Here is a 19619-nt window from a genome sequence, read left to right as displayed (position 1 = left end):
ATGAATATTCTTGTTGTAAAAACTCCAGAAGAACTAGCAGAAGCAGGTTATAAATTAATTGAAGAAGTTGTAAAAACAAAAGAAAATCCAACATTAGGAATGGCTACAGGAAGCTCTCCATTAGGTATTTATGCAGAAATGCGAAAAAATAAACTTGATACAAGCCGTGTAACCACTGTAAACTTAGATGAGTACGTAAATTTACCACATGAAGATAAAAACAGCTATCACTATTTCATGCAAGAACAGTTGTTTGATCATCTTCCATTTAAACAAACTTATGTACCAAACGGGATGGCAAGTGATTTAGAGGAAGAGTGCAAACGTTACGAGAGCATTCTAGCTGCTAACCCAGTTGACCTACAGATTCTTGGAATCGGTGAAAACGGTCACATCGGATTTAATGAGCCAGGAACACCGTTTAATTCTCCAACAAACATTGTTGAATTAACAGAATCTACACGCCAAGCAAACCTTCGCTTCTTCGAAAAAGAAGAAGATGTGCCAACTCATGCGATTACAATGGGAATTGGAAGCATTATGAAAGCGAAACAAGTTCTACTTGTTGCTATGGGTTCTAAAAAGGCAGAAGCTGTTAAAGAATTATTGCAAGGTGAATATAGTGAAGAGTGTCCGGCTACAGTTTTACAACGTCATCCGAATGTAACCGTAATCGCTGATCAAGAAGCTCTATCTTTATGCAGTGAGGCGATTGCTGATGAACATCGACAAGTATTCACCATTTCCGATCTATTATCAGATTCAAGAGTGGGTGAAACAGCTAATTGAGGACGGCGAATGGAAGCCGGGAGATAAAATCCCATCTGAGAATGAACTTTGTGATAAGTTCGAAGTGAGTCGAATGACAATCAGACAGGCGATTAATAATTTAGTGGAACAAGGCTATTTATATCGGAAGCGTGGAATTGGAACATTTGTCCAACTTCCGAAAGTGGAACAAAAATTGCAAGGAATGACGGGATTCACAGAAGACATGATTTCTCGTGGGATGAACCCAAGTAGTCAATTACTTAGTTTCCGCCTAGTTCCAGCTACTGCTAAAATAGCAGACCGGTTGAGAATACAGGAGGGGGAATCGGTTTATGAAGTGAGGCGTATTCGCTTAGCTGATGATGAACCGATTGCTTTTGAGACGACATATTTGTCGCCAGCTCTTGTAAAAGATATTAACGAAGAGATATTGCAACAATCTTTATATGAACATTTAGAGAAAAAACTGGGCTTTAAACTTGTTAGCGCTACTCAGTCAATTGAAGCTTCCGTTGCGACGGAAAATGAAGCTGAACATCTGCATATTCCTAAAAAGGCGCCTGTACTTGTAATGCGTCAATGGTCATATTCAGAAGGTGAGGTACCGCTAGAGTACGTGAAATGTATTTATCGTGGAGATCGTTATAAATTTATTACGAATATCGCACGTAACAAATAGTATATTTCAGTTTGTGAAGTACAGTGGAATTGAAAATGGTTAACATGTAAAGAAATAAAAATACGACTCATCCTTATAAGGAATGAGTCGTATTTTTATTATGAGCAATTACGTGGTTAACAGCATCTTTGACGTGATTTACTACATAGTGAGCGTGATTTTTTACTGCATCATCTGCTTGTGACATAGCAAAACTGTGAGGAGTTAAAGAAAACATAGGAATGTCATTGTAAGAATCCCCTATACAAGCAATTTCCTCAGGTTTTATTTGAAACTCATTTAATAAAACAGAAATGGCAGAGCCTTTACTAACATTCGGTGGCATTACATCTAAACATTGTTCTGCTGAGATGAAAGTACTAACTTTCCCGTGGAATTTTTCATCAATTTTTTTCTGAAGGAGTTGTAAGCTCTCCTTTGTTCCGCCGACAGAAATTTTATTTGGGAAAATTGTATCATCAATCTTCTGTAGTAAGTTTGGTTCTTCAACAGAAGTCATAGTTACTTGTTGTTCAAGTTCTTGAATAAAAGGTGTTTTCTCTTCAATGTAATAATTATGCTCATCACTTACATAACGGAAATAAGGCTCTTCATTCGTCATAGCTAACAAATCGGGAAGTATGCTGGAATCAAAAGTTGCAGATAATAGTTGTTTATTTTCATGTGTATATACAAAAACACCATTTACACTAATACGATGAAAATTTGTATTCACAGCTTTCATTAAGTCTGCAATTTCATTATCAAGTCTTCCGGAAGCGAAGCAAAGAATAACATTTTGTTCGGCAAGGCTGCGCAGTGCCGCAACATCTTGTTCATCAATAAGACCTCCGTGTTGCATCATTGTACCATCGATATCACTTACAAACATTTTAATCATGCTGTTATCTCCTTTCTATGTACAGTTGCTCTTACATTATACGCATCATATATAAACATGTCTAAAAAATGAATTTTTATTAAATGGCAGATGTTTTACATTGACGACAAAGAAGAATATTCTGTAACATAAAAGTAGGCTATTTAAGTACGAGGGTGGTGTTATATGAGTAATTATCTAGAAATTAAAAAAGTTTTAAATAATAATGTCATCATTGCTAGCCATCCGGAACACGAGGAAGTAGTAGTGATTGGTAAAGGAATTGGATTTGGGAAAAAAGCGAAAGATGTATTGGAGCAAGAACAAATCGAAAAAATGTTTGTCTTAAAAAATGAACGTGATCGTGAACAATACAAATTATTAGTGCCGCATATTAGTGAAAAATTAATTGAATTGATGAACGATATTATGCTGTACATTCAAGGAAAAGCGAAATCTCCACTAAATGAACATATTCATATTGCGTTAACAGATCATATTTCATTTGCGATTAAAAGGTTAAAACAAGGACTTACAATTGATAACCCTTTTTTAGTTGAAACAAAAATGCTCTATCCAGAGGAATATGAAATTGCGGAAGGTGTTGTAGAACTTTTAAATTCTCGTTTGCAAATTACATTGCCTGAAGGAGAAATTGGTTTTATTGCACTGCACATTTACAGTTCGCTTACAAATTCTGATTTATCTTCAGTTAATCAAAACTCCCGTCTTATTGCACAACTTGTATCTTTAATTGAGACAAACTTACAAATTACATTAGATCAAGAGAGCATTCATTATTTACGTCTTATTCGTCATCTTCAATATGCTATTGAGAGGGTGAAAAAAGGAGAAAAAGTAGAGGAATCGCAAAGTTTTGCTGATTTATTAAAGGCGGAGTATCCAGTTTGCTATAACTTGGCTTGGAAGCTAGTTAAGGTCATGCAAAAAGAGTTGCAACTACCTGTATATGAAGCTGAAAGTATTTATTTAACGATGCACTTGCAACGCTTAGTAAAGGCAGAGCATGTGTAAAAAGTCATATATTTTTGTCTAAAATGAAAACGTTAAAAAAAATGATTGAATCGCTTACAATAGTTATGTATAATAACTATTGCAAAGTTATACAAATTTCGACAAACACATTAAGGTGAGTAACGAAAACGTTTGCCTTAATTATAGTGAACTTATACGTAAACCTATTTTTGACACGTGTTACTGATTCGATCAGGCATGAGTGGAGAAAAGTAAGGAATGTAAGCTAGAGAAAGGGATATACTACCCTTTGTATAGCTATCGTTCTATCTTTTTTTCCTCATGTCTTTTTGGCGTTTGTCGGAAGGTATCAATATAGATAAGAGAGGAAGGGTTTCCATGTTTAAGAATATCTTTGGTGTTCTTCAAAAAGTCGGAAAAGCGTTAATGCTTCCAGTAGCGATTTTACCGGCGGCAGGTATTTTACTTGGATTTGGTAATGCATTTCAAAATCCACAGTTAACAAATGTTATTCCTGCTTTAAAAGCAGATTGGTTCGTAATGGTTGCAAAAATTATGGAACAATCTGGTGATATTATTTTCGCTAACCTTGCATTATTATTCGCAGTTGGGGTAGCAATTGGTTTAGCTGGTGGAGACGGAGTAGCTGGTTTAGCAGCATTCGTCGGCTACTTAATTATGAACAAAACGATGAGTGTGTTCTTAGAAGTAGATAAGCTAGTGAAAGTAACAAGTTCTGGAGCAGACCCAGTAAAAATTGGATTTGCAGATCCAGCGTATGCGAACGTATTAGGTATTCCAACGCTACAAACAGGGGTATTTGGTGGTATTATCGTCGGTATAGTAGCGGCATATTGCTATAATAAATACTTCAACATTGAATTACCATCATACTTAGGTTTCTTTGCAGGTAAGCGTTTCGTACCGATCGCAACTGCAACATTCTCTTTAATAGTAGGTATTATCATGTGCTTCGTTTGGCCATACATTCAAGGTGGCTTAAATACGTTCTCACATCAAATGATTGATGCAAATAGAACAATCGCAGCATTTATATTCGGTTTAATTGAACGTTCATTAATTCCATTTGGATTACATCACATTTTCTATTCACCGTTCTGGTTCGAATTCGGTCAGTATACAAATGCAGCTGGCGAATTAATCCGTGGTGACCAAAAAATCTTTATGGCACAGTTAAAAGACGGTGTAGAATTAACAGCAGGTACATTTACAACTGGTAAGTATCCGTTCATGATGTTCGGTCTTCCAGCAGCAGCTTTAGCAATGTACCATGAAGCACGTCCAGAAAATAAAAAATTAGCAGCAGGTATTTTAGGTTCTGCAGCATTAACATCTTTCTTAACAGGTATTACAGAGCCACTTGAATTTTCATTCTTATTCGTAGCGCCAGTATTATTCGGAATTCACGCTGTATTTGCTGGTCTATCATTTATGACAATGCAAATTTTAGGTGTTAAAATTGGTATGACATTCTCTGGTGGTTTAATTGACTTCCTATTATTCGGTGTACTACCAGGCCGTACAGCATGGTGGTGGGTAATTATTGTTGGTCTTGTACTAGCAGTTATTTACTACTTCGGATTCCGCTTTGCAATTCGTAAATGGAATCTAAAAACACCTGGTCGTGAAGTGGCAAATGCAAATGACGGCGCAGGAAAAGCAGAAGCAGGCGAACTTCCTCGTGAAGTATTAGTAGCACTTGGTGGTAAAGAAAACATTGCTTCTTTAGATGCTTGTATTACTCGTTTACGTGTTCAAGTTAACGAACACAAGAATGTAAACAAAGACCGCTTAAAAGAACTTGGAGCAGCTGGTGTACTTGAAGTTGGAAATAACATTCAAGCTATTTTCGGACCGAAATCTGACACATTAAAATCACAAATTCATGATATTATGTCAGGTCGTACACCTCATGTTGAAAAAGAAGAACCTGTAAAAGTGGAAGAAACTCCTCAAAAAGTTGATGAAAATGAAACAATTGTATCACCAATCGAAGGGAAAATCTTACCAATTACAGAAGTGCCTGACCAAGTATTCTCAGGAAAAATGATGGGAGACGGATTTGCAATTGAGCCAACTGAAGGAACAGTAGTTTCTCCAGTGAACGGTGAGATTGTCAATGTATTCCCTACAAAACATGCGATTGGTATTCAATCTGAAGGCGGAAAAGAAATTTTAATCCACTTCGGTATTGATACTGTAAAATTAAATGGTGAAGGTTTTGAAGCGCTTGTAGCACAAGGCGACAAGGTGAAACAAGGCCAACCATTATTAAAAGTAGATCTTGCATTTGTAAAAGAAAATGCACCATCTATCATTACACCAATTGTCTTTACAAACTTACAACAAGGGCAACAAGTCGAATTGAAAAAAGATGGAAATGTTAAGAAGGGCGAAACCGCTATTATTGACATTCAGTAGGAATTTGACGCAAAATGTTTATAATTATAATAGGCGATGTGGTTGACCGAACATCGCCTATTATATACAATAGATGATGTAGTACTCACGTCTATACAACTAAAAAATACTGTAATTTAAAGGAGATAAATTATCATGGAAAAAATCTTTAAAGTAACTAGCGACTCAGGAATTCATGCTCGTCCAGCAACTCTACTTGTAAACACTGCAAGCAAATTCGGTTCTGACATTAACTTAGAGTATAACGGAAAGAACGTTAACTTAAAATCAATCATGGGCGTTATGTCTTTAGGCATTCAACAAAACGCAGAAATTAAAATCACTGCAAATGGTGATGATGCAGCTCAAGCACTAGCAGCTATCGAAGAAACTATGAAAAACGAAGGATTAGGAGAATAATGACTCTTAACATTCAAGGGATCGCTGCATCAAGTGGGATTGCTATTGCAAAGGCTTTCAGACTTGAAAATCCTGAATTTAACATCGAAAAGAAATCAATTACAAACGAAGCTGCAGAAATTGCACGCTTAGACGCTGCGCTTGAGAAAGCAAAAACTGAATTAGAAGCTATTAAGGACCACGCATTTGCTGAGCTAGGTGCTGACAAAGCTGCGATCTTTGAAGCACATTTATTAGTGTTAAATGATCCAGAACTAGTAAATCCAGTAAAAGATAAAGTAAATAGCGAAAAAGTAAATGCTGAATTTGCAATGGATGAAGTTGCATCAATGTTTATTTCTATGTTTGAAAACATGGATAACGAATATATGAAAGAACGTGCTGCGGACATTCGTGACGTAACAAAACGCGTTCTTGCACATTTACTAGGAATTAACTTCTCAAATCCTGGTACAATTTCTGAAGAGGTAATCATCATTGCTGAAGATTTAACACCATCTGATACAGCTCAATTAAACCGTAAGTATGCAAAAGGTTTCACTACTGATATCGGTGGACGTACATCTCACTCTGCAATTATGGCTCGTTCTATGGAAATTCCAGCTGTTGTTGGTACGAAAGTTGTTATGGAGAAAATCCAAAACGGCGATATCGTTATCATTGACGGTTTAGATGGAGAAGTAATTGTAAACCCATCAGAAGAAACTCTTCGTTCGTTTGAAGAAAAGAAAGCGAAATTTGAAGAGCAAAAAGCTGAATGGGCTAAATTAAAAGACCAAGCTACTGTAACAAGTGACGGACATCACGTTGAGCTTGTTGCAAATATCGGAACACCAAATGATGTACAAGGTATTATCGATAATGGCGGAGAAGGCGTTGGCTTATACCGTACAGAATTCTTATACATGGGCCGTGACAATCTTCCAACAGAAGAAGAGCAGTTCGAAGCGTATAAAGCAGTTCTTGAAGGTGTAAAAGAAGGTCAGCCAGTCGTTGTTCGTACACTTGACATCGGTGGAGATAAAGAGCTTCCATACTTACATTTACCAAAAGAAATGAACCCATTCTTAGGATACCGTGCAATTCGCTTATGTCTTGATGAGCAAGATGTGTTCCGTACACAACTTCGTGCATTACTTCGTGCTAGCGTATACGGTAACTTAAAAATTATGTTCCCAATGATTGCAACTCTTGATGAGTTCCGTCAAGCGAAAGCGATTTTATTAGAAGAGAAAGCGAAACTTGTAGAAGCGGGTACAACTGTTTCTGATTCTATTGAAGTTGGTATGATGGTTGAAATTCCAGCTTCAGCAGTATTAGCAGATCAATTCGCGAAAGAAGTTGACTTCTTCTCTATCGGAACAAATGATTTAATCCAATACACAATGGCTGCAGACCGTATGAACGAACAAGTATCATACTTATACCAACCATATAACCCATCTATTTTACGTCTTGTAAAAATGGTTATCGATGCTGCTCATAAAGAAGGCAAATGGGCTGGTATGTGTGGTGAGATGGCGGGCGATTCACTTGCTATCCCATTATTATTAGGATTAGGTTTAGATGAGTTCAGTATGAGTGCAACATCTATTCTTCCTGCAAGAACACAGCTAAGCAAGTTGTCAAAAGCAGAAATGGAAACATTAGCAGAAAAAGCATTAATGATGTCAACTGCTGAAGAAGTTGTTGAACTAGTTAAAAGCATATAATTAATAAAAAAACCTGAGTCGATTTGAAATCGGTCTCAGGTTTTTTCTATGAGAAAAGTAAATCTTATTTGCTTACTATCGAGGATAAGAGACAGAATTAGATAGCGATTGCAACGATATCAGTTGGGCATACACGTAAAATACCAGTAAAAGTATTTCGATTTTGATTATTCTTATCGTCTTTATTGTTATCTTTGTTGTCTTTGTCATTACGAGCTAAAGCAGAGAAAAGAGCAACACCGTTAGCGAAACCTTCAAAAATAACATTGTTGAATGTGCCGTTACCTCTAATGCTTAAAAGAGAAAGTTCTGTTCCAACTGAAATGTTAGCAAGTACGTTACATACAGCTGGTTGTTGTGGTCTAACCTCTCTCTCTCTCTCTTTCTCGCGATGGTCGCGCTCTCTTTCATGATGATGACATTCTCTAAAGTTATCACAGCATCCAAATGATCCAAACATAATCCTCATCACCCCCTTCACACTTATAATCTATGTAAGTTCGGTAGTTAGTGACTGGACAGAGAGTGGAATTTTTTCTAGGGGATTTTCTCATTTTAAATGACTAGCTGGGTGTTTAGTATGGAATGATGTTTAAAATAGGGGGAATATAACAAAAAAATGTAAAAACCACCGAAATAAATGAAATGGGTAGCCTTTACACTTTTTTACTTTTATATAAAACGATGATATATACAGGAAGAGCTAGGAGTAGTGGTACAATGGATCGTGCAGTATGTTTTTCTGATTCTAATTGGAATGCTTCTTCTTTTGGAAATTGTAAAATGGAGATGTTTGCGGCATCACCAATAAAATATAGAAGCAGTACAGTTACTATGTAACATAAAAGTGCGATAAAGCTTCCGTATGAACTCAATGAAAATCCCTCTCTTGTTATCTATTTGTTATCATTGTATCACAATTGTAACAAAAATACACGGGTATATTTCAACGCCTTAACAAAATTCGACACGAAACGTCACGTTTATTTATGAGAAGGGAATAGAATATACTTTTCCATAAGTATAAATGTCGAATGATTTGTAGTAATATTACAAAAGTATGACAGGGAATAAAAAAACGAAGGCAATGTAGTTGCCTTCGTTTTTTATTATTTTGCCCACTCGCTCACTTGCTCTACGCTCATGCGAGGTGCAGGGTGGCCTTTTAAAGTTGATTCACCAATTGTAATAAGCATAATTGGAACGTAACGAGATGAAACGTTAAATTCGTCTGTCAGTGCTTGTGGATTGAAGCCACCAATAGCACAAGTATCCCAACCAGTTGCTTTAGCTGCAAGCATAAGTTGCATTGCTGCTAAAGATGCATTTGAAAAGGCAGCATCTCTTGGGAATTGTTCACGAGCATATGCAGATTCAATATTTTTAGCTAAGCGTTCTTTTGCTTCTTCTTTCATAAATCCTTGTTCTACAATTGGACCATATACTGGCTCAACATTTTTATAAGCTTCTAAATCACCTAAAATAGCGACTACTGCAGAAGCATCAAGAATTTGTTGTTGGTTATAAGCTATTGGATGTAATCGTTTTTGTACATCTTCACCTTGAAAAACAAGGAATTTCCAGTGTTGTAAGTTCCAAGCGGAAGGTGCTTGTGCTGCTGCTTTTAAAATCTCATGTAATTCTGTAGATGAGATTTCTTTATTTGGGTTGAATGCACGTGTAGATGTGCGTTCATATAGAACGTTAAAAAAGTTGTCGTTTGTCATAATATATCCTCCAAATTGTATATAAAATTATCAGGAAAACGCAATGTATATTACTTACATTTTGTAAGTTATCGAATTTAAGAATATAATATCTTTATTTTAATTGTCAAGTTTTAAGAAATAAGCTAGGGCATTCATACAAACGATATAATTCCTATAATCATACACTAAAAAAGGAATTTATAGAGTGAAAAGGGAAGATAACATTCTCAATTAGCTTGTTAATATGTATTTCTCACAAATTAAAGTTTATTGGAGAACAGTCTTTTAAAAATATTTGTGAGGAATTCAGTAGAACAAGATATATGAAGTGAGTGAAGACTAGTGATGAACATACTACATTTTTTATTAGAGAATACGGTTTTCCAAAATGTGTTACAAGATCTGCAGTTAAATGTCCTTTATATAGAAAATGGATGTAAACATCAACAAACGATAGAAAATATCCATCCAAAATGTATGTTTATAGCAAATAGTTTTGAAGAGGGTGAACTATTATTTCAAAGAACGAAACCGCACATTATAATTATGTATGTAACAGATTATTCTCAAATAAAATATATAAAGAATATGTATACCTCGCAAAGTACATTCATTGTCATTTGGGATCAACAAATAACAAAAGAATTTACAGATGTACTTGCATTAGGAATACGTAATATTGTAATAGCCCCTGTAACTCCGCAAGCAGTGTTAGAAGAAGTGAATAAGAGTTTGTATCAACTTTCTTTGGTAAGGCAAGTTAGTTTACAACAGGAACTGCTTCAAACGATGTTTGATTTTCAAAATGATTTATTATTTATAGTAGAAGATGATGAAATTGTTGATTGTAATACAAATTTTTTAACGTTTTTCGGATATGAAAATTTGTTTGCCTATCGCGAGCAACATTTAGTATTTGCTGAACATTTTATTAGAGAAAATGGATACTACTCGACGACGCATGATATAACATGGCTAGACGATACTTTATCAAGCGGTAGAAGAATTAAGATGTCAAATTATGAAGGGGCAGTATCTACTTTTCTATTACGTGCGACACCATTGCCAGAAGATTTATCAAGATTTATTGTAAAGTGCACGGAAATTACAGAATTAGATGAAATCTATCAAGAACAAGAAAGACTTGCTATGATAGATTCATTGACAGAGATTTATAATCGTTTAAAGTTTCAACAAATACTAGAGGTAGAATGGGAAAAGGTAATACGTAATGATGAGAAAATAGCAATTATTTTATTTGATATAGATAATTTTAAAACAGTTAATGACACATATGGTCATGATTTTGGCGATTTGGCATTAATACAACTTGCAGAGCTTATGAAATCTAAAGTGGAGCAGCAACATGTATTTGCAAGATGGGGAGGGGAAGAATTCATTATATTAGTGACAAATACAGTAGAAAAGGAAGCATTTCAAGTTGCGGAATCATTACGATTCTTCATTGAAACAAAGCAATTCACTGGAATTTCGAAGTTAACAGCTAGCTTTGGAGTTGCGTTATATGAACAAGGAACTACAAGAGAAGAATTAATGCAACGAGCGGATATTGCATTATATGAAGCGAAAAAAAATGGAAAGAATCAAGTATGTGTGTATAGAAAAGAAAAAATGTGATTTTTCGCAACAAATTGTTGCGATTTTTTTTTATTGTTTGATAATAGAATAGGGGGACAATTTTTAGCGAAGGAATTATGGAGGATTAATATGATAAAAAAAGTAATGGTGGTGGCTTCACTGTCTGCTATAGTTGGCGGCGGAGTATACTATTTTCTTGTTAGCCCCAATATAAAGGAAAACACTGTATTAACAACGAAAGTGAATCCTACTATTGAATCGGAAGTACAAGGGAATATAGAAGAAAAAGAAGAGCAACAAATTGATTATGCTAGCATATCTCAAAAATTAGATCAATATTTAGTCGGAAAGCAATTCAATGGAACAGTTTTGGTAACAGATAAAGAGCATGTTATATTGAATAAAGGATATGGGTATGCTGATGTTCAAAATAAAATAGAAAATACGCCTCAAACAAAATATCGTATCGGTTCTATTACGAAAACAGTCGTTGCCACATCTATTTTACAGCTGCAAGAACAAGGGAAATTGAATATTCAAGATAATGTAAATAAATATATTCCTTCATTTCCGGAGAATAAAAATATTACGCTATATCATTTATTAACGCATACCTCTGGTTTACCTGAACACGCAAAAGGCAATATTAATGCGGCTTCCCGCTTACAATTAATTAATTGGATTGGACGTCAAAATTTAGAATTTCCTGCAGGAACAGGTTGGAGATATACAGATTATAATTATATGGTGCTTGCTTATATAATAGAACATATATCGAAAAAACCTTTAGGAGATTACATAAAAGAAAACATATTTGTAAAAGCAGATATGCATGAATCCGGTATGGGAAATATGGTACCTGGAGATAAAAATTTTACAAAGGGTTATGTGAAAAAAGATCAAGAGCTTGTACCAGCGCAGAAGTTAGGCATGGATTGGCTATATGGTTGTGGTGAGATGTATACGACAGTTGGAGATATGAAGAAATTAGACGAAGCAATTATAAATGGAAAACTTCTTTCTGAACAAAGTATACAGGCAATGTTTTCACCTTCAGCAGAACGGAAATATGCATTTAGTTTATATATATATCCAGATTATTTTCATAATCATGGTGTATTATCTGGTTGGAACACTTTCAATAATTTTAATAAAGAAAAAGGAACTTTTGTTATTTTATTTTCAAATGTGAAAAATAGTATGGATGATGACTTTAATAAAGAGTTCCGAAAGATGGTAAATGATTTATTAGAACAAAGGGGATGAGAAAATGGAACATAAAACTTTATCAATAGGTTTCATTGGGATTGGCGTAATGGGAAAAAGTATGGTTTATCACTTAATGCAAGATGGTCATAAAGTATATGTATATAATAGAACGAAAGCAAAAACAGATTCTTTAGTGCAAGATGGTGCAAATTGGTGTAATACGCCAAAAGAGTTAGTGAAGCAAGTTGATATTGTAATGACAATGGTTGGATATCCACATGATGTAGAAGAAGTGTATTTTGGTATAGAAGGAATTATAGAACATGCAAAAGAAGGTACGATAGCAATTGACTTTACGACATCTACACCTACTTTAGCAAAACGGATTAATGAAGTTGCAAAAAGCAAAAATATATATACGTTAGATGCACCTGTCTCAGGAGGAGATGTTGGTGCGAAAGAGGCAAAACTCGCAATTATGGTAGGTGGGGAGAAAGAAATATATGATAGATGCTTACCTTTACTTGAAAAGTTAGGAACAAACATTCAATTACAAGGACCAGCTGGGAGTGGACAACATACAAAAATGTGCAATCAAATTGCGATTGCTTCCAATATGATTGGAGTATGTGAAGCTGTTGCTTACGCGAAGAAGGCTGGACTGAATCCAGATAAAGTGTTAGAGAGTATTTCAACAGGGGCAGCAGGTAGCTGGTCATTAAGTAATTTAGCTCCTCGAATGTTAAAAGGAGACTTTGAGCCAGGATTTTATGTAAAGCATTTTATGAAAGATATGAAAATTGCTTTAGAGGAAGCAGAAAAATTACAATTACCAGTCCCAGGCTTAAGTTTGGCGAAAGAATTGTATGAAGAGTTAATTAAGGATGGCGAAGAAAATAGTGGAACACAAGTACTATATAAAAAATATATAAGGGGGTAAACGAGGTGGACCTTCAAAAGTTTGATGAGATGATTGATACTGTACAGCGAGCTACTTGTATGCAAATTAATGAAAAACAAAAAGAAGCTTTTAAACAAAAATATGATTTTGAACCAGAATTTGAATATGGAAGAGATGAGAAGGGGCATTATGTAATTCGAACCTCAAAAAAGATGTTAGAAGAAATGGAGTTTTATTTAGCATTGAAATATGATCGTGATGGAGTGGATCTTTATATGCAAGCTGAGATTGACGGCATATTTTATGTATCTATTAGCTATGGTGAAGATGCCCTACATCTACAAGAATTGTTTCAATTTCTAGAAGAAAATAAATAAAAGTCCTCAAATGAGGACTTTTATTTATTTAGTCATCTTTAATTTTTATAATTATAAGTTAGAAGCCCGGCGGCATCGTTCAACCGGGAACGGGATAATTTGTGCGATATGATTAGGACCAAATTGTTTTGTACGAGCATGGCGTATTATATAAAAAGCACACAGAATTGAAACAGGAATAGCGCCGAATAAACCAAATAATAAAGCGCTTACACAAGATGCGACAAATCCTAAAACACCAATTTCTAACTCTTCCATAATAGCTCCTAAAATAACAGGAAATGCTCCACATGTAACTCCAAGTATAAGTGCGATAAGTAAGCTCATGATTATCCCCCTCTGTTTGCGATATTATTTTCCTTCTTAGTTAATTGTAGTATATCACACATAAAACAGAATTTTCAGAAAAAATTCAATAAATGTTCAAAAAATGTTCGAAAAATGCACTTGAAAAATCAAGGTGTTAAATTTGTGATGAAATGGTACTTTCAAGTAAATAAAAAATCAGGCTTATTTCAAAATGAAATAAGCCTGTTCCATAGGAGGATGTATATATGTAGAGTGAATAAAAGTTTGGAAAAGGGGGTCCAAGTCCTTTTATTCAACTAACTACCTTAATAGATTGGAACCCAGCCTTCAGTTGTCACAAAAATACGAATAGCTACAACTTGGCGATCATCTTGCAAGGTAAAATAATGTCTTGCATTTTCAGGAACAGATATTAAATCGCCTGGCTCAAGTTCAACATCAAAGAATTTCCCATCTTTACCTTCAATAGCGAAAATGCCATGACCACTGACGATAAAGCGAACTTCGTCATCTGTATGATGGTGTTCCTTTTGGAAATTAATTAATAATTCGTCAAGGTTAGGGGTGCTATTTGAAAGTGAAATTACATCATGTGCTTTATAACCACGGCGTGCTGAAACATCAGCGATTTCTTTTGAAAAAATAGCTAATATTTCAGCTTTGTTTTCATCTGTTAACGAATAATTTTCATTTAAATGAGTAGGAAGTTTAGAAATATTCCATTTCTCATATAAAACGCCTTCCTCTTGTAGAAATTTAGATACTTCCACTTCATTTTCAATACGAGTATTTACTTCATGAATACGAATTTGCGCCATTAGAAACGCCTCCCTGAATTGATAATAGTTTTATATGAAATTGGAATAAAAACTCATAAGCTTCTAATCTCTTCTTTGCATCAAAGCTATCTCGGCCCCATACAGTAATACCGTGGTTACGGATTAATACTGCACCCGAATCTCCTTGTATATGCTTTCGGAAGTTTTCTCCAAGCGTTGGGATATGGGCATGGTTTTCGATAATAGGAATGTGAATTGTTGCACCTTCTTCCCAAATATCGAGTGCTTTAATAATTTCTTGATTTTGAAGGGTGACTGCATCACTATATAAATTTGTGATGACATTATTATCGGTTGTATGAACATGAAGTACGCAACCGGCATTCGTATTGTTATAAATGTGTGTATGCAATATTGTTTCTGCTGAAGGACGTAATTCAGTCTCTAAAACGGGAACTCCTACATGATCTACTAATAGAAAATCATCTGGAGTGGTTTTTGTTTTATCTTTACCGCTTGCCGTAATAAGAAAAGTAAGTGGTTCATGACTAACCTTTATAGAAATATTACCACTTGTTGCTGGGAACCAATTTCGTGTTGTTAACTCTTTTTTTATCTCGCTTAAGTCATACCATTGACGAAAAAGTTGTTTCATGCCTTCACCTCCAACAAAAGTTTTAATTCAGCTTGCACATCTTGAAATGTTTCAAACGGTGTATAAGCAATATGATTTTCTGCACACTTTGTAATAAGAAAATCGCGAGCGAATACTTTATCAGCTTGTTTCGCGGCTTGTAAATCAGTAATAGAATCTCCAATTACAATATGAAAGTCATCTGTATCACTTAATTTACGGATTAATGATGATTTACATAATCCGCAATGATTTTGACAATGATCATCACAAGAATGAGGCCATTTAACTGTAATAAACTCTGCTGAAAAGTCTGTTTCATTACAATAAATTTGCTCTTTTGGAATGATTCCTTGTAAGAGTGGATAGACGAAGAAATCCATTCCACCTGATATCACGTAAAAAGAAATGTTATTTTCCTTTACGAATTGTATAAACTCATGAAAACCACTACGGATTTCAGCAGTTTCTATTAAAAATTGAATAATATCATCGTGCAGATTAGTAGGTATTAATTGAAATAATTGAGAAACACCTTCTTGAATGGATAGTTCTTGTGATAAAATTTTATTCTTTACTTCTTCGGCTTCTGGTGGTGCGAATTTTTCCATAATGGAAATAATGTTATCATTATTTGTAATCGTGCCATCGAAATCACAAAATACTTGAATACTCATAATTTCACCTCATAAGAGGGATTTCCCCATATTTGTAGTGCACTATGCAAATTTATGTCGTCTACTTCATGGAGTGGTTTATTTTGCAAAGTAGCATCAATTGCAGTACGAAAAGCTTTACCGCCGCCTTGCGCTCCATTTGGATGTCCGTGTATCCCGCCGCCAGCATTAATAACAACATCTTTACCGAAATCTCGTACAATAAAGGGAACGAAACCAGGATGAATACCAGCAGACGGAACAGAAAAGCTCTTCTTGAAAAATGCATCGTCTTCAGTTAAATATTTTGAGATAGCAAGAGCCTCCTCTTTTTCTAGCGCAACACTTCCGTATGGAGATGGGAATAATGAAAAGTCAGCCCCAGCATAACGTAGTAGCTTTCCAAGTAATAATGGAGATGAAACTCCATATAACTTGGATGCTGAATAAGCACCACTTACAGCAGGATGTGCCATAATAGGAACTGGGATTTCATCATCTTCTGCAAGTGATTGTAGTACATCTAGTCCGTAAGCAAATACGTTAAATAATAGAATATCAGCTCCAGCTTGCACTGCACGTTTAGCATTTTCTTTTAAATCAAAAGTTCGCCCTGTTAAATTTACGGCATATAACGTTTTATGACCGTATGTTTCGTAGACAGATTGTAAAACTTCTTTTCCAGATACAATGCGTTTCGTAAGGGGTGTTAATGCATTTTCAAATAATATTTCATCATCTTTTACTATATCTACACCACCAATTGCTTGATCGCGTAATTGCGTTTTTAAATACCCAATGTTTCGTCCAATCATTCCTTTAAAAATACTCATTAAAAGGGGACGATCATGCACTTGTAAAAGATTTCGAATACCATCTATCCCGAATTTTGGACCAGGAAAATGTTTTTTTAACTCGTCTGAAAAAGTTAAGTCAATTAGTTTTACTTCGCCATCAAGTGATAGCTTTCCAAATGTAGTCGTTAAAATCGCTGGTAAATCTGGACTGAAGTTTAATAGCGGATATTCGATTTTAATAATTCCGCGTTTTACTTTTTTACGTAAATACGAATTGGTATGTTCATGTTCAGCTAATTCCTCAACATGAATGACGTTGCCTTTATGCTGCTTTAATTGTTCTTGCAATAAGTGTGGCAAATGAGTCCAAGAGCCAATTGTTAAACCGAGTGCAATTTGCTCAGCTTTTTTTTCTAAGTTATGTGAATCATCATGGATTAAATACGTCGCTATAATTCCGCTCATTGTTATAACCTCCTAGTTAAATAAAAAAACCTCTCAGCTAAGGAGAGGTTTTTTTACAACCAGCTCCTTATCTGTCAGCGTAATGCTGCGAGAATTAGCACCGTGTCTACAATTGTAGATCGGTTGCCGGGTTTCGTCGGGCTCGTCCCTCCACCTGCTCTTGATAAGAAGTATTTAGAAATGTTTAAATTTTTAAGATAACTGAATTTTGTCAGATATTTTTCGTGTTGTCAATTACTTTTTGAAAAAATTTAATTTATCAATTCGATTAATGGCTTCTCGTAATCTATCTTCTGTATGCAAGAGACCAACACGGACATACCCTTCCCCATGCTCACCAAATCCAACACCAGGAGCAACTGCGACATGTGCTTTTTCTAGTAAAATATTAGAAAATTGCTCAGAGGTATATCCTGTTGGAACGGGAAGCCATGCAAAGAATGATCCTGTTGGAATGTCTACATTCCAACCAATTGAGTGACAGGCTGAAATAAGAGCGTTTCTTCGAGATTCGTAACTATTTACAAGGTCTATTACACAAGACTGTGAACTTAATAGCGCTTCTCGAGCAGCATCTTGAACTGCACCGAATATACTAACATACATATGATCTTGTAATAGGTTAATTGTTTCAATCACACTTTCATTCCCTACAGCAAAAGCGATGCGCCAGCCAGCCATATTGAAAGTTTTTGATAATGTGTAAATTTCAATTCCTATATCTTTCGCACCATCTGCTTGCAAGAAACTAACAGGTTTTTGACCATCAAATCCGATAGCGCCATAAGCAAAATCGTGAACAACTAATATATTATGTTTATTAGCAAAGTGAATGGTTGCATCAAAAAAATCTTTTGATGCAGTAGCACCGGTAGGATTATTTGGATAGTTTAAAAACATTAATTTTGCACGCTCTGCAATAGAGTCATCAATGTTCGTATAATCTGGCAAAAAGTTATTTTCTGCAATAAGCGGCATTGTTTCAAAGTGTGCTTTTGCTAAAGCAACCCCGGATAAATAATCTGGATAACCTGGATCCGGAACGAGAATCGTATCACCGGGATTTGTAAAACAAATCGGTAATTCTACTAGTCCAGCCTTCCCTCCAAACAAAATAGCAACTTCAGTTTTTGGGTTTAATTCCACGCCGTATTCATGTTTATAGAATGTAGCCACGGCTTCCTTTAAGCTTTCATGTCCGCGAAATGGCGGATATTTATGATGAATGGTCTTTTCGGCAGCATCTTGTAAAGCTTTTACGATATGCTGCGGTGTTGGTTGATCTGGATTACCTTGACCTAGATTAATAACATCGTGACCAGCTGCAACGACTTTGTTAACTTTTGCAACAAGTGAAGCGAAAAATTGTGTTGGCAATGATGTTACTATCTCAGAAGGTTGAAATAATTTCATACTTTCCACCTCTTTTGAAAGTTGTTACAATTCTAGTGACAAATGATATAATCTTTCCAGTATTTTGTAAAGAGAAAAATAAGAATGGGGCTGAAAAAATGAAAGTCGCATGTATTCAAATGGATATTGTTTTTGGAGATGTAGAAAAAAATATTGAGAATGCTAAAAATAAAATAAGTGAAGCTATGAAGGAAAGGCCAGATGTTATCGTCTTACCAGAACTATGGACAACAGGATATGATTTAACGAGACTTTCTGAAATTGCAGATAGGGATGGAGTGGAAACGAAAGAAAAGTTAATAGAATGGGCGAAGCAATATGATGTACATATTGTTGGTGGGTCCATAGCAAAGCAAACAGAGCAAGGCGTTACAAATACGATGTATGTTGTAAATAATGAAGGACAGTTAGTCAACGAATATAGTAAAGTACATTTATTTCAGCTTATGGATGAACATAAATATTTAATAGCTGGTAATGGTACGGGCGAATTTAAGCTAGATGATGTTGAATGCGCTGGAACAATTTGTTATGATATTCGTTTTCCAGAGTGGATGCGTGTTCATACTGCTAAAGGGGCAAAAGTATTATTTGTTGTAGCAGAATGGCCATTAGTTCGTTTAGCACATTGGCGTTTGCTATTGCAAGCAAGAGCAGTTGAAAATCAGTGTTATGTTGTTGCGTGTAATAGAGCAGGAAAGGATCCGAATAATGTGTTTGCAGGTCATTCTTTAATTGTGGATCCTTGGGGTGAAGTTGTAGTAGAGGCGAATGAAGAGGAATCAATTTTATTTGGAGAGCTTGTATTCGAGAAAATTAGAGAAGTACGAAAAGGAATTCCAGTTTTTGCGGATCGTCGTCCAGAATTATACAAATAAAATGTTGACAAGTGATTTTTATTCTTGGTATAGTC

21 protein-coding genes and 1 riboswitch are annotated in these 19619 nt (G+C 35.3%); of the genes, 11 read left to right on the top strand and 10 right to left on the bottom strand.

All coding sequences use genetic code 11. The features are described 5' to 3' along the window. Both nagB and phnF read left to right on the top strand, forming a co-directional pair. Positions 1-789, top strand: a complete 789-nt coding sequence (gene nagB / locus NST90_RS19090; protein WP_001024210.1) for a glucosamine-6-phosphate deaminase — start codon at positions 1-3, stop codon at positions 787-789. Further along, positions 719-1450: a phosphonate metabolism transcriptional regulator PhnF gene (phnF, locus tag NST90_RS19085; RefSeq protein WP_021727649.1), complete on the top strand. Its 732-nt coding sequence runs from the start codon at positions 719-721 to the stop codon at positions 1448-1450. Before nagB ends, phnF begins: the two co-directional genes overlap by 71 nt. A 73-nt stretch (positions 1451-1523) precedes the next feature. Here phnF and NST90_RS19080 read toward each other — a convergent pair whose 3' ends face one another. After that, positions 1524-2330, bottom strand: coding sequence for a Cof-type HAD-IIB family hydrolase (locus tag NST90_RS19080; RefSeq protein ID WP_000594248.1), 807 nt, complete (start codon positions 2328-2330; stop codon positions 1524-1526). A gap of 165 nt (positions 2331-2495) precedes the next feature. Here NST90_RS19080 and glcT point away from each other — a divergent pair, with 165 nt between their 5' ends. The 4 genes from glcT (at position 2496) to ptsP (ending at position 7858) form a co-directional block, all read left to right on the top strand. After that, positions 2496-3344, top strand: coding sequence for a ptsGHI operon transcription antiterminator GlcT (gene glcT, locus NST90_RS19075; protein WP_000073858.1), 849 nt, complete (start codon positions 2496-2498; stop codon positions 3342-3344). Positions 3345-3683: 339 nt separating this feature from the next. Continuing rightward, positions 3684-5747 (top strand): PTS glucose transporter subunit IIABC, encoded by a 2064-nt coding sequence (ptsG, locus tag NST90_RS19070; protein WP_283748082.1) that lies wholly within the window; start codon positions 3684-3686, stop codon positions 5745-5747. 135 nt (positions 5748-5882) lie between these two features. Further along, on the top strand, positions 5883-6146 hold the full coding sequence (gene ptsH / locus NST90_RS19065; RefSeq protein WP_000411080.1) for a phosphocarrier protein HPr: 264 nt from the start codon (positions 5883-5885) through the stop codon (positions 6144-6146). After that, on the top strand, positions 6146-7858 hold the full coding sequence (gene ptsP, locus NST90_RS19060) for a phosphoenolpyruvate--protein phosphotransferase (RefSeq protein ID WP_000174207.1): 1713 nt from the start codon (positions 6146-6148) through the stop codon (positions 7856-7858). The genes ptsH and ptsP overlap by 1 nt, the downstream gene beginning before the upstream one ends. A gap of 97 nt (positions 7859-7955) precedes the next feature. Here the strand turns inward: ptsP and NST90_RS19055 are convergent, their stop codons facing one another. The 3 genes from NST90_RS19055 to NST90_RS19045 form a co-directional block, all read right to left on the bottom strand. Next, positions 7956-8318: a DUF3915 domain-containing protein gene (locus NST90_RS19055; RefSeq protein WP_000468040.1), complete on the bottom strand. Its 363-nt coding sequence runs from the start codon at positions 8316-8318 to the stop codon at positions 7956-7958. 196 nt (positions 8319-8514) lie between these two features. Then, on the bottom strand, positions 8515-8733 hold the full coding sequence (locus NST90_RS19050) for a hypothetical protein (protein ID WP_000100485.1): 219 nt from the start codon (positions 8731-8733) through the stop codon (positions 8515-8517). A gap of 234 nt (positions 8734-8967) precedes the next feature. Then, positions 8968-9585 (bottom strand): nitroreductase family protein, encoded by a 618-nt coding sequence (locus tag NST90_RS19045; RefSeq protein WP_000180387.1) that lies wholly within the window; start codon positions 9583-9585, stop codon positions 8968-8970. A gap of 327 nt (positions 9586-9912) precedes the next feature. On the opposite strand from NST90_RS19045, the gene NST90_RS19040 reads away from it, so the two are divergent. From NST90_RS19040 to NST90_RS19025, 4 genes are all read left to right on the top strand, one after another. Next, positions 9913-11205, top strand: a complete 1293-nt coding sequence (locus NST90_RS19040; protein WP_001023185.1) for a GGDEF domain-containing protein — start codon at positions 9913-9915, stop codon at positions 11203-11205. A gap of 90 nt (positions 11206-11295) precedes the next feature. Continuing rightward, positions 11296-12432 (top strand): serine hydrolase, encoded by a 1137-nt coding sequence (locus tag NST90_RS19035; RefSeq protein ID WP_025709089.1) that lies wholly within the window; start codon positions 11296-11298, stop codon positions 12430-12432. A 4-nt stretch (positions 12433-12436) separates the two neighbouring features. Continuing rightward, entirely contained in the window at positions 12437-13315 is an 879-nt protein-coding gene (locus NST90_RS19030; RefSeq protein ID WP_000400431.1) for an NAD(P)-dependent oxidoreductase, read from the top strand. A gap of 5 nt (positions 13316-13320) precedes the next feature. Then, on the top strand, positions 13321-13653 hold the full coding sequence (locus tag NST90_RS19025) for a DUF3909 family protein (RefSeq protein ID WP_000365620.1): 333 nt from the start codon (positions 13321-13323) through the stop codon (positions 13651-13653). A gap of 51 nt (positions 13654-13704) precedes the next feature. Here NST90_RS19025 and NST90_RS19020 read toward each other — a convergent pair whose 3' ends face one another. The 6 genes from NST90_RS19020 to NST90_RS18995 form a co-directional block, all read right to left on the bottom strand. After that, positions 13705-13980, bottom strand: a complete 276-nt coding sequence (locus NST90_RS19020; RefSeq protein WP_000054659.1) for a hypothetical protein — start codon at positions 13978-13980, stop codon at positions 13705-13707. Positions 13981-14267: 287 nt separating this feature from the next. After that, on the bottom strand, positions 14268-14780 hold the full coding sequence (locus NST90_RS19015; protein WP_000057313.1) for a cupin domain-containing protein: 513 nt from the start codon (positions 14778-14780) through the stop codon (positions 14268-14270). Beyond that, positions 14758-15396: a methylthioribulose 1-phosphate dehydratase gene (locus NST90_RS19010; RefSeq protein ID WP_000811341.1), complete on the bottom strand. Its 639-nt coding sequence runs from the start codon at positions 15394-15396 to the stop codon at positions 14758-14760. Before NST90_RS19010 ends, NST90_RS19015 begins: the two co-directional genes overlap by 23 nt. Beyond that, positions 15393-16052: a 2-hydroxy-3-keto-5-methylthiopentenyl-1-phosphate phosphatase gene (locus tag NST90_RS19005; protein ID WP_283748081.1), complete on the bottom strand. Its 660-nt coding sequence runs from the start codon at positions 16050-16052 to the stop codon at positions 15393-15395. The genes NST90_RS19010 and NST90_RS19005 overlap by 4 nt, the downstream gene beginning before the upstream one ends. Continuing rightward, a complete protein-coding gene (gene mtnW, locus NST90_RS19000; RefSeq protein WP_000014180.1) occupies positions 16049-17293 on the bottom strand; it encodes a 2,3-diketo-5-methylthiopentyl-1-phosphate enolase in 1245 nt (414 codons plus the stop codon). Before mtnW ends, NST90_RS19005 begins: the two co-directional genes overlap by 4 nt. A 64-nt stretch (positions 17294-17357) precedes the next feature. Then, positions 17358-17463: riboswitch (SAM riboswitch) on the bottom strand. 64 nt (positions 17464-17527) lie between these two features. Further along, on the bottom strand, positions 17528-18706 hold the full coding sequence (locus NST90_RS18995) for a pyridoxal phosphate-dependent aminotransferase (protein ID WP_000765508.1): 1179 nt from the start codon (positions 18704-18706) through the stop codon (positions 17528-17530). A gap of 14 nt (positions 18707-18720) precedes the next feature. Here NST90_RS18995 and NST90_RS18990 point away from each other — a divergent pair, with 14 nt between their 5' ends. Beyond that, positions 18721-19584, top strand: a complete 864-nt coding sequence (locus NST90_RS18990; protein WP_016123295.1) for a carbon-nitrogen family hydrolase — start codon at positions 18721-18723, stop codon at positions 19582-19584. The last annotated feature ends 35 nt before the right edge of the window (positions 19585-19619 follow it).

It is taken from the genome of Bacillus sp. FSL E2-8900 (genome assembly GCF_037966225.1).
GTDB lineage: Bacteria > Bacillota > Bacilli > Bacillales > Bacillaceae_G > Bacillus_A > Bacillus_A cereus.
Note: the sequence above shows the minus strand (reverse complement) of the source record. Positions and strands in the feature narration are given on the sequence as shown.

What these genes read in the sequence shown, in the direction of transcription:
- nagB (WP_001024210.1), top strand. Translation starts at nt 1, where the DNA reads ATGAATATTCTTGTTGTAAAAACTCCAGAAGAACTAGCAGAAGCAGGT.
- phnF (WP_021727649.1), top strand. Translation starts at nt 719, where the DNA reads ATGAACATCGACAAGTATTCACCATTTCCGATCTATTATCAGATTCAA.
- NST90_RS19080 (WP_000594248.1), bottom strand. Translation starts at nt 2,330, where the DNA reads ATGATTAAAATGTTTGTAAGTGATATCGATGGTACAATGATGCAACAC.
- glcT (WP_000073858.1), top strand. Translation starts at nt 2,496, where the DNA reads ATGAGTAATTATCTAGAAATTAAAAAAGTTTTAAATAATAATGTCATC.
- ptsG (WP_283748082.1), top strand. Translation starts at nt 3,684, where the DNA reads ATGTTTAAGAATATCTTTGGTGTTCTTCAAAAAGTCGGAAAAGCGTTA.
- ptsH (WP_000411080.1), top strand. Translation starts at nt 5,883, where the DNA reads ATGGAAAAAATCTTTAAAGTAACTAGCGACTCAGGAATTCATGCTCGT.
- ptsP (WP_000174207.1), top strand. Translation starts at nt 6,146, where the DNA reads ATGACTCTTAACATTCAAGGGATCGCTGCATCAAGTGGGATTGCTATT.
- NST90_RS19055 (WP_000468040.1), bottom strand. Translation starts at nt 8,318, where the DNA reads ATGTTTGGATCATTTGGATGCTGTGATAACTTTAGAGAATGTCATCAT.
- NST90_RS19045 (WP_000180387.1), bottom strand. Translation starts at nt 9,585, where the DNA reads ATGACAAACGACAACTTTTTTAACGTTCTATATGAACGCACATCTACA.
- NST90_RS19040 (WP_001023185.1), top strand. Translation starts at nt 9,913, where the DNA reads ATGAACATACTACATTTTTTATTAGAGAATACGGTTTTCCAAAATGTG.
- NST90_RS19035 (WP_025709089.1), top strand. Translation starts at nt 11,296, where the DNA reads ATGATAAAAAAAGTAATGGTGGTGGCTTCACTGTCTGCTATAGTTGGC.
- NST90_RS19030 (WP_000400431.1), top strand. Translation starts at nt 12,437, where the DNA reads ATGGAACATAAAACTTTATCAATAGGTTTCATTGGGATTGGCGTAATG.
- NST90_RS19020 (WP_000054659.1), bottom strand. Translation starts at nt 13,980, where the DNA reads ATGAGCTTACTTATCGCACTTATACTTGGAGTTACATGTGGAGCATTT.
- NST90_RS19015 (WP_000057313.1), bottom strand. Translation starts at nt 14,780, where the DNA reads ATGGCGCAAATTCGTATTCATGAAGTAAATACTCGTATTGAAAATGAA.
- NST90_RS19010 (WP_000811341.1), bottom strand. Translation starts at nt 15,396, where the DNA reads ATGAAACAACTTTTTCGTCAATGGTATGACTTAAGCGAGATAAAAAAA.
- NST90_RS19005 (WP_283748081.1), bottom strand. Translation starts at nt 16,052, where the DNA reads ATGAGTATTCAAGTATTTTGTGATTTCGATGGCACGATTACAAATAAT.
- mtnW (WP_000014180.1), bottom strand. Translation starts at nt 17,293, where the DNA reads ATGAGCGGAATTATAGCGACGTATTTAATCCATGATGATTCACATAAC.
- NST90_RS18995 (WP_000765508.1), bottom strand. Translation starts at nt 18,706, where the DNA reads ATGAAATTATTTCAACCTTCTGAGATAGTAACATCATTGCCAACACAA.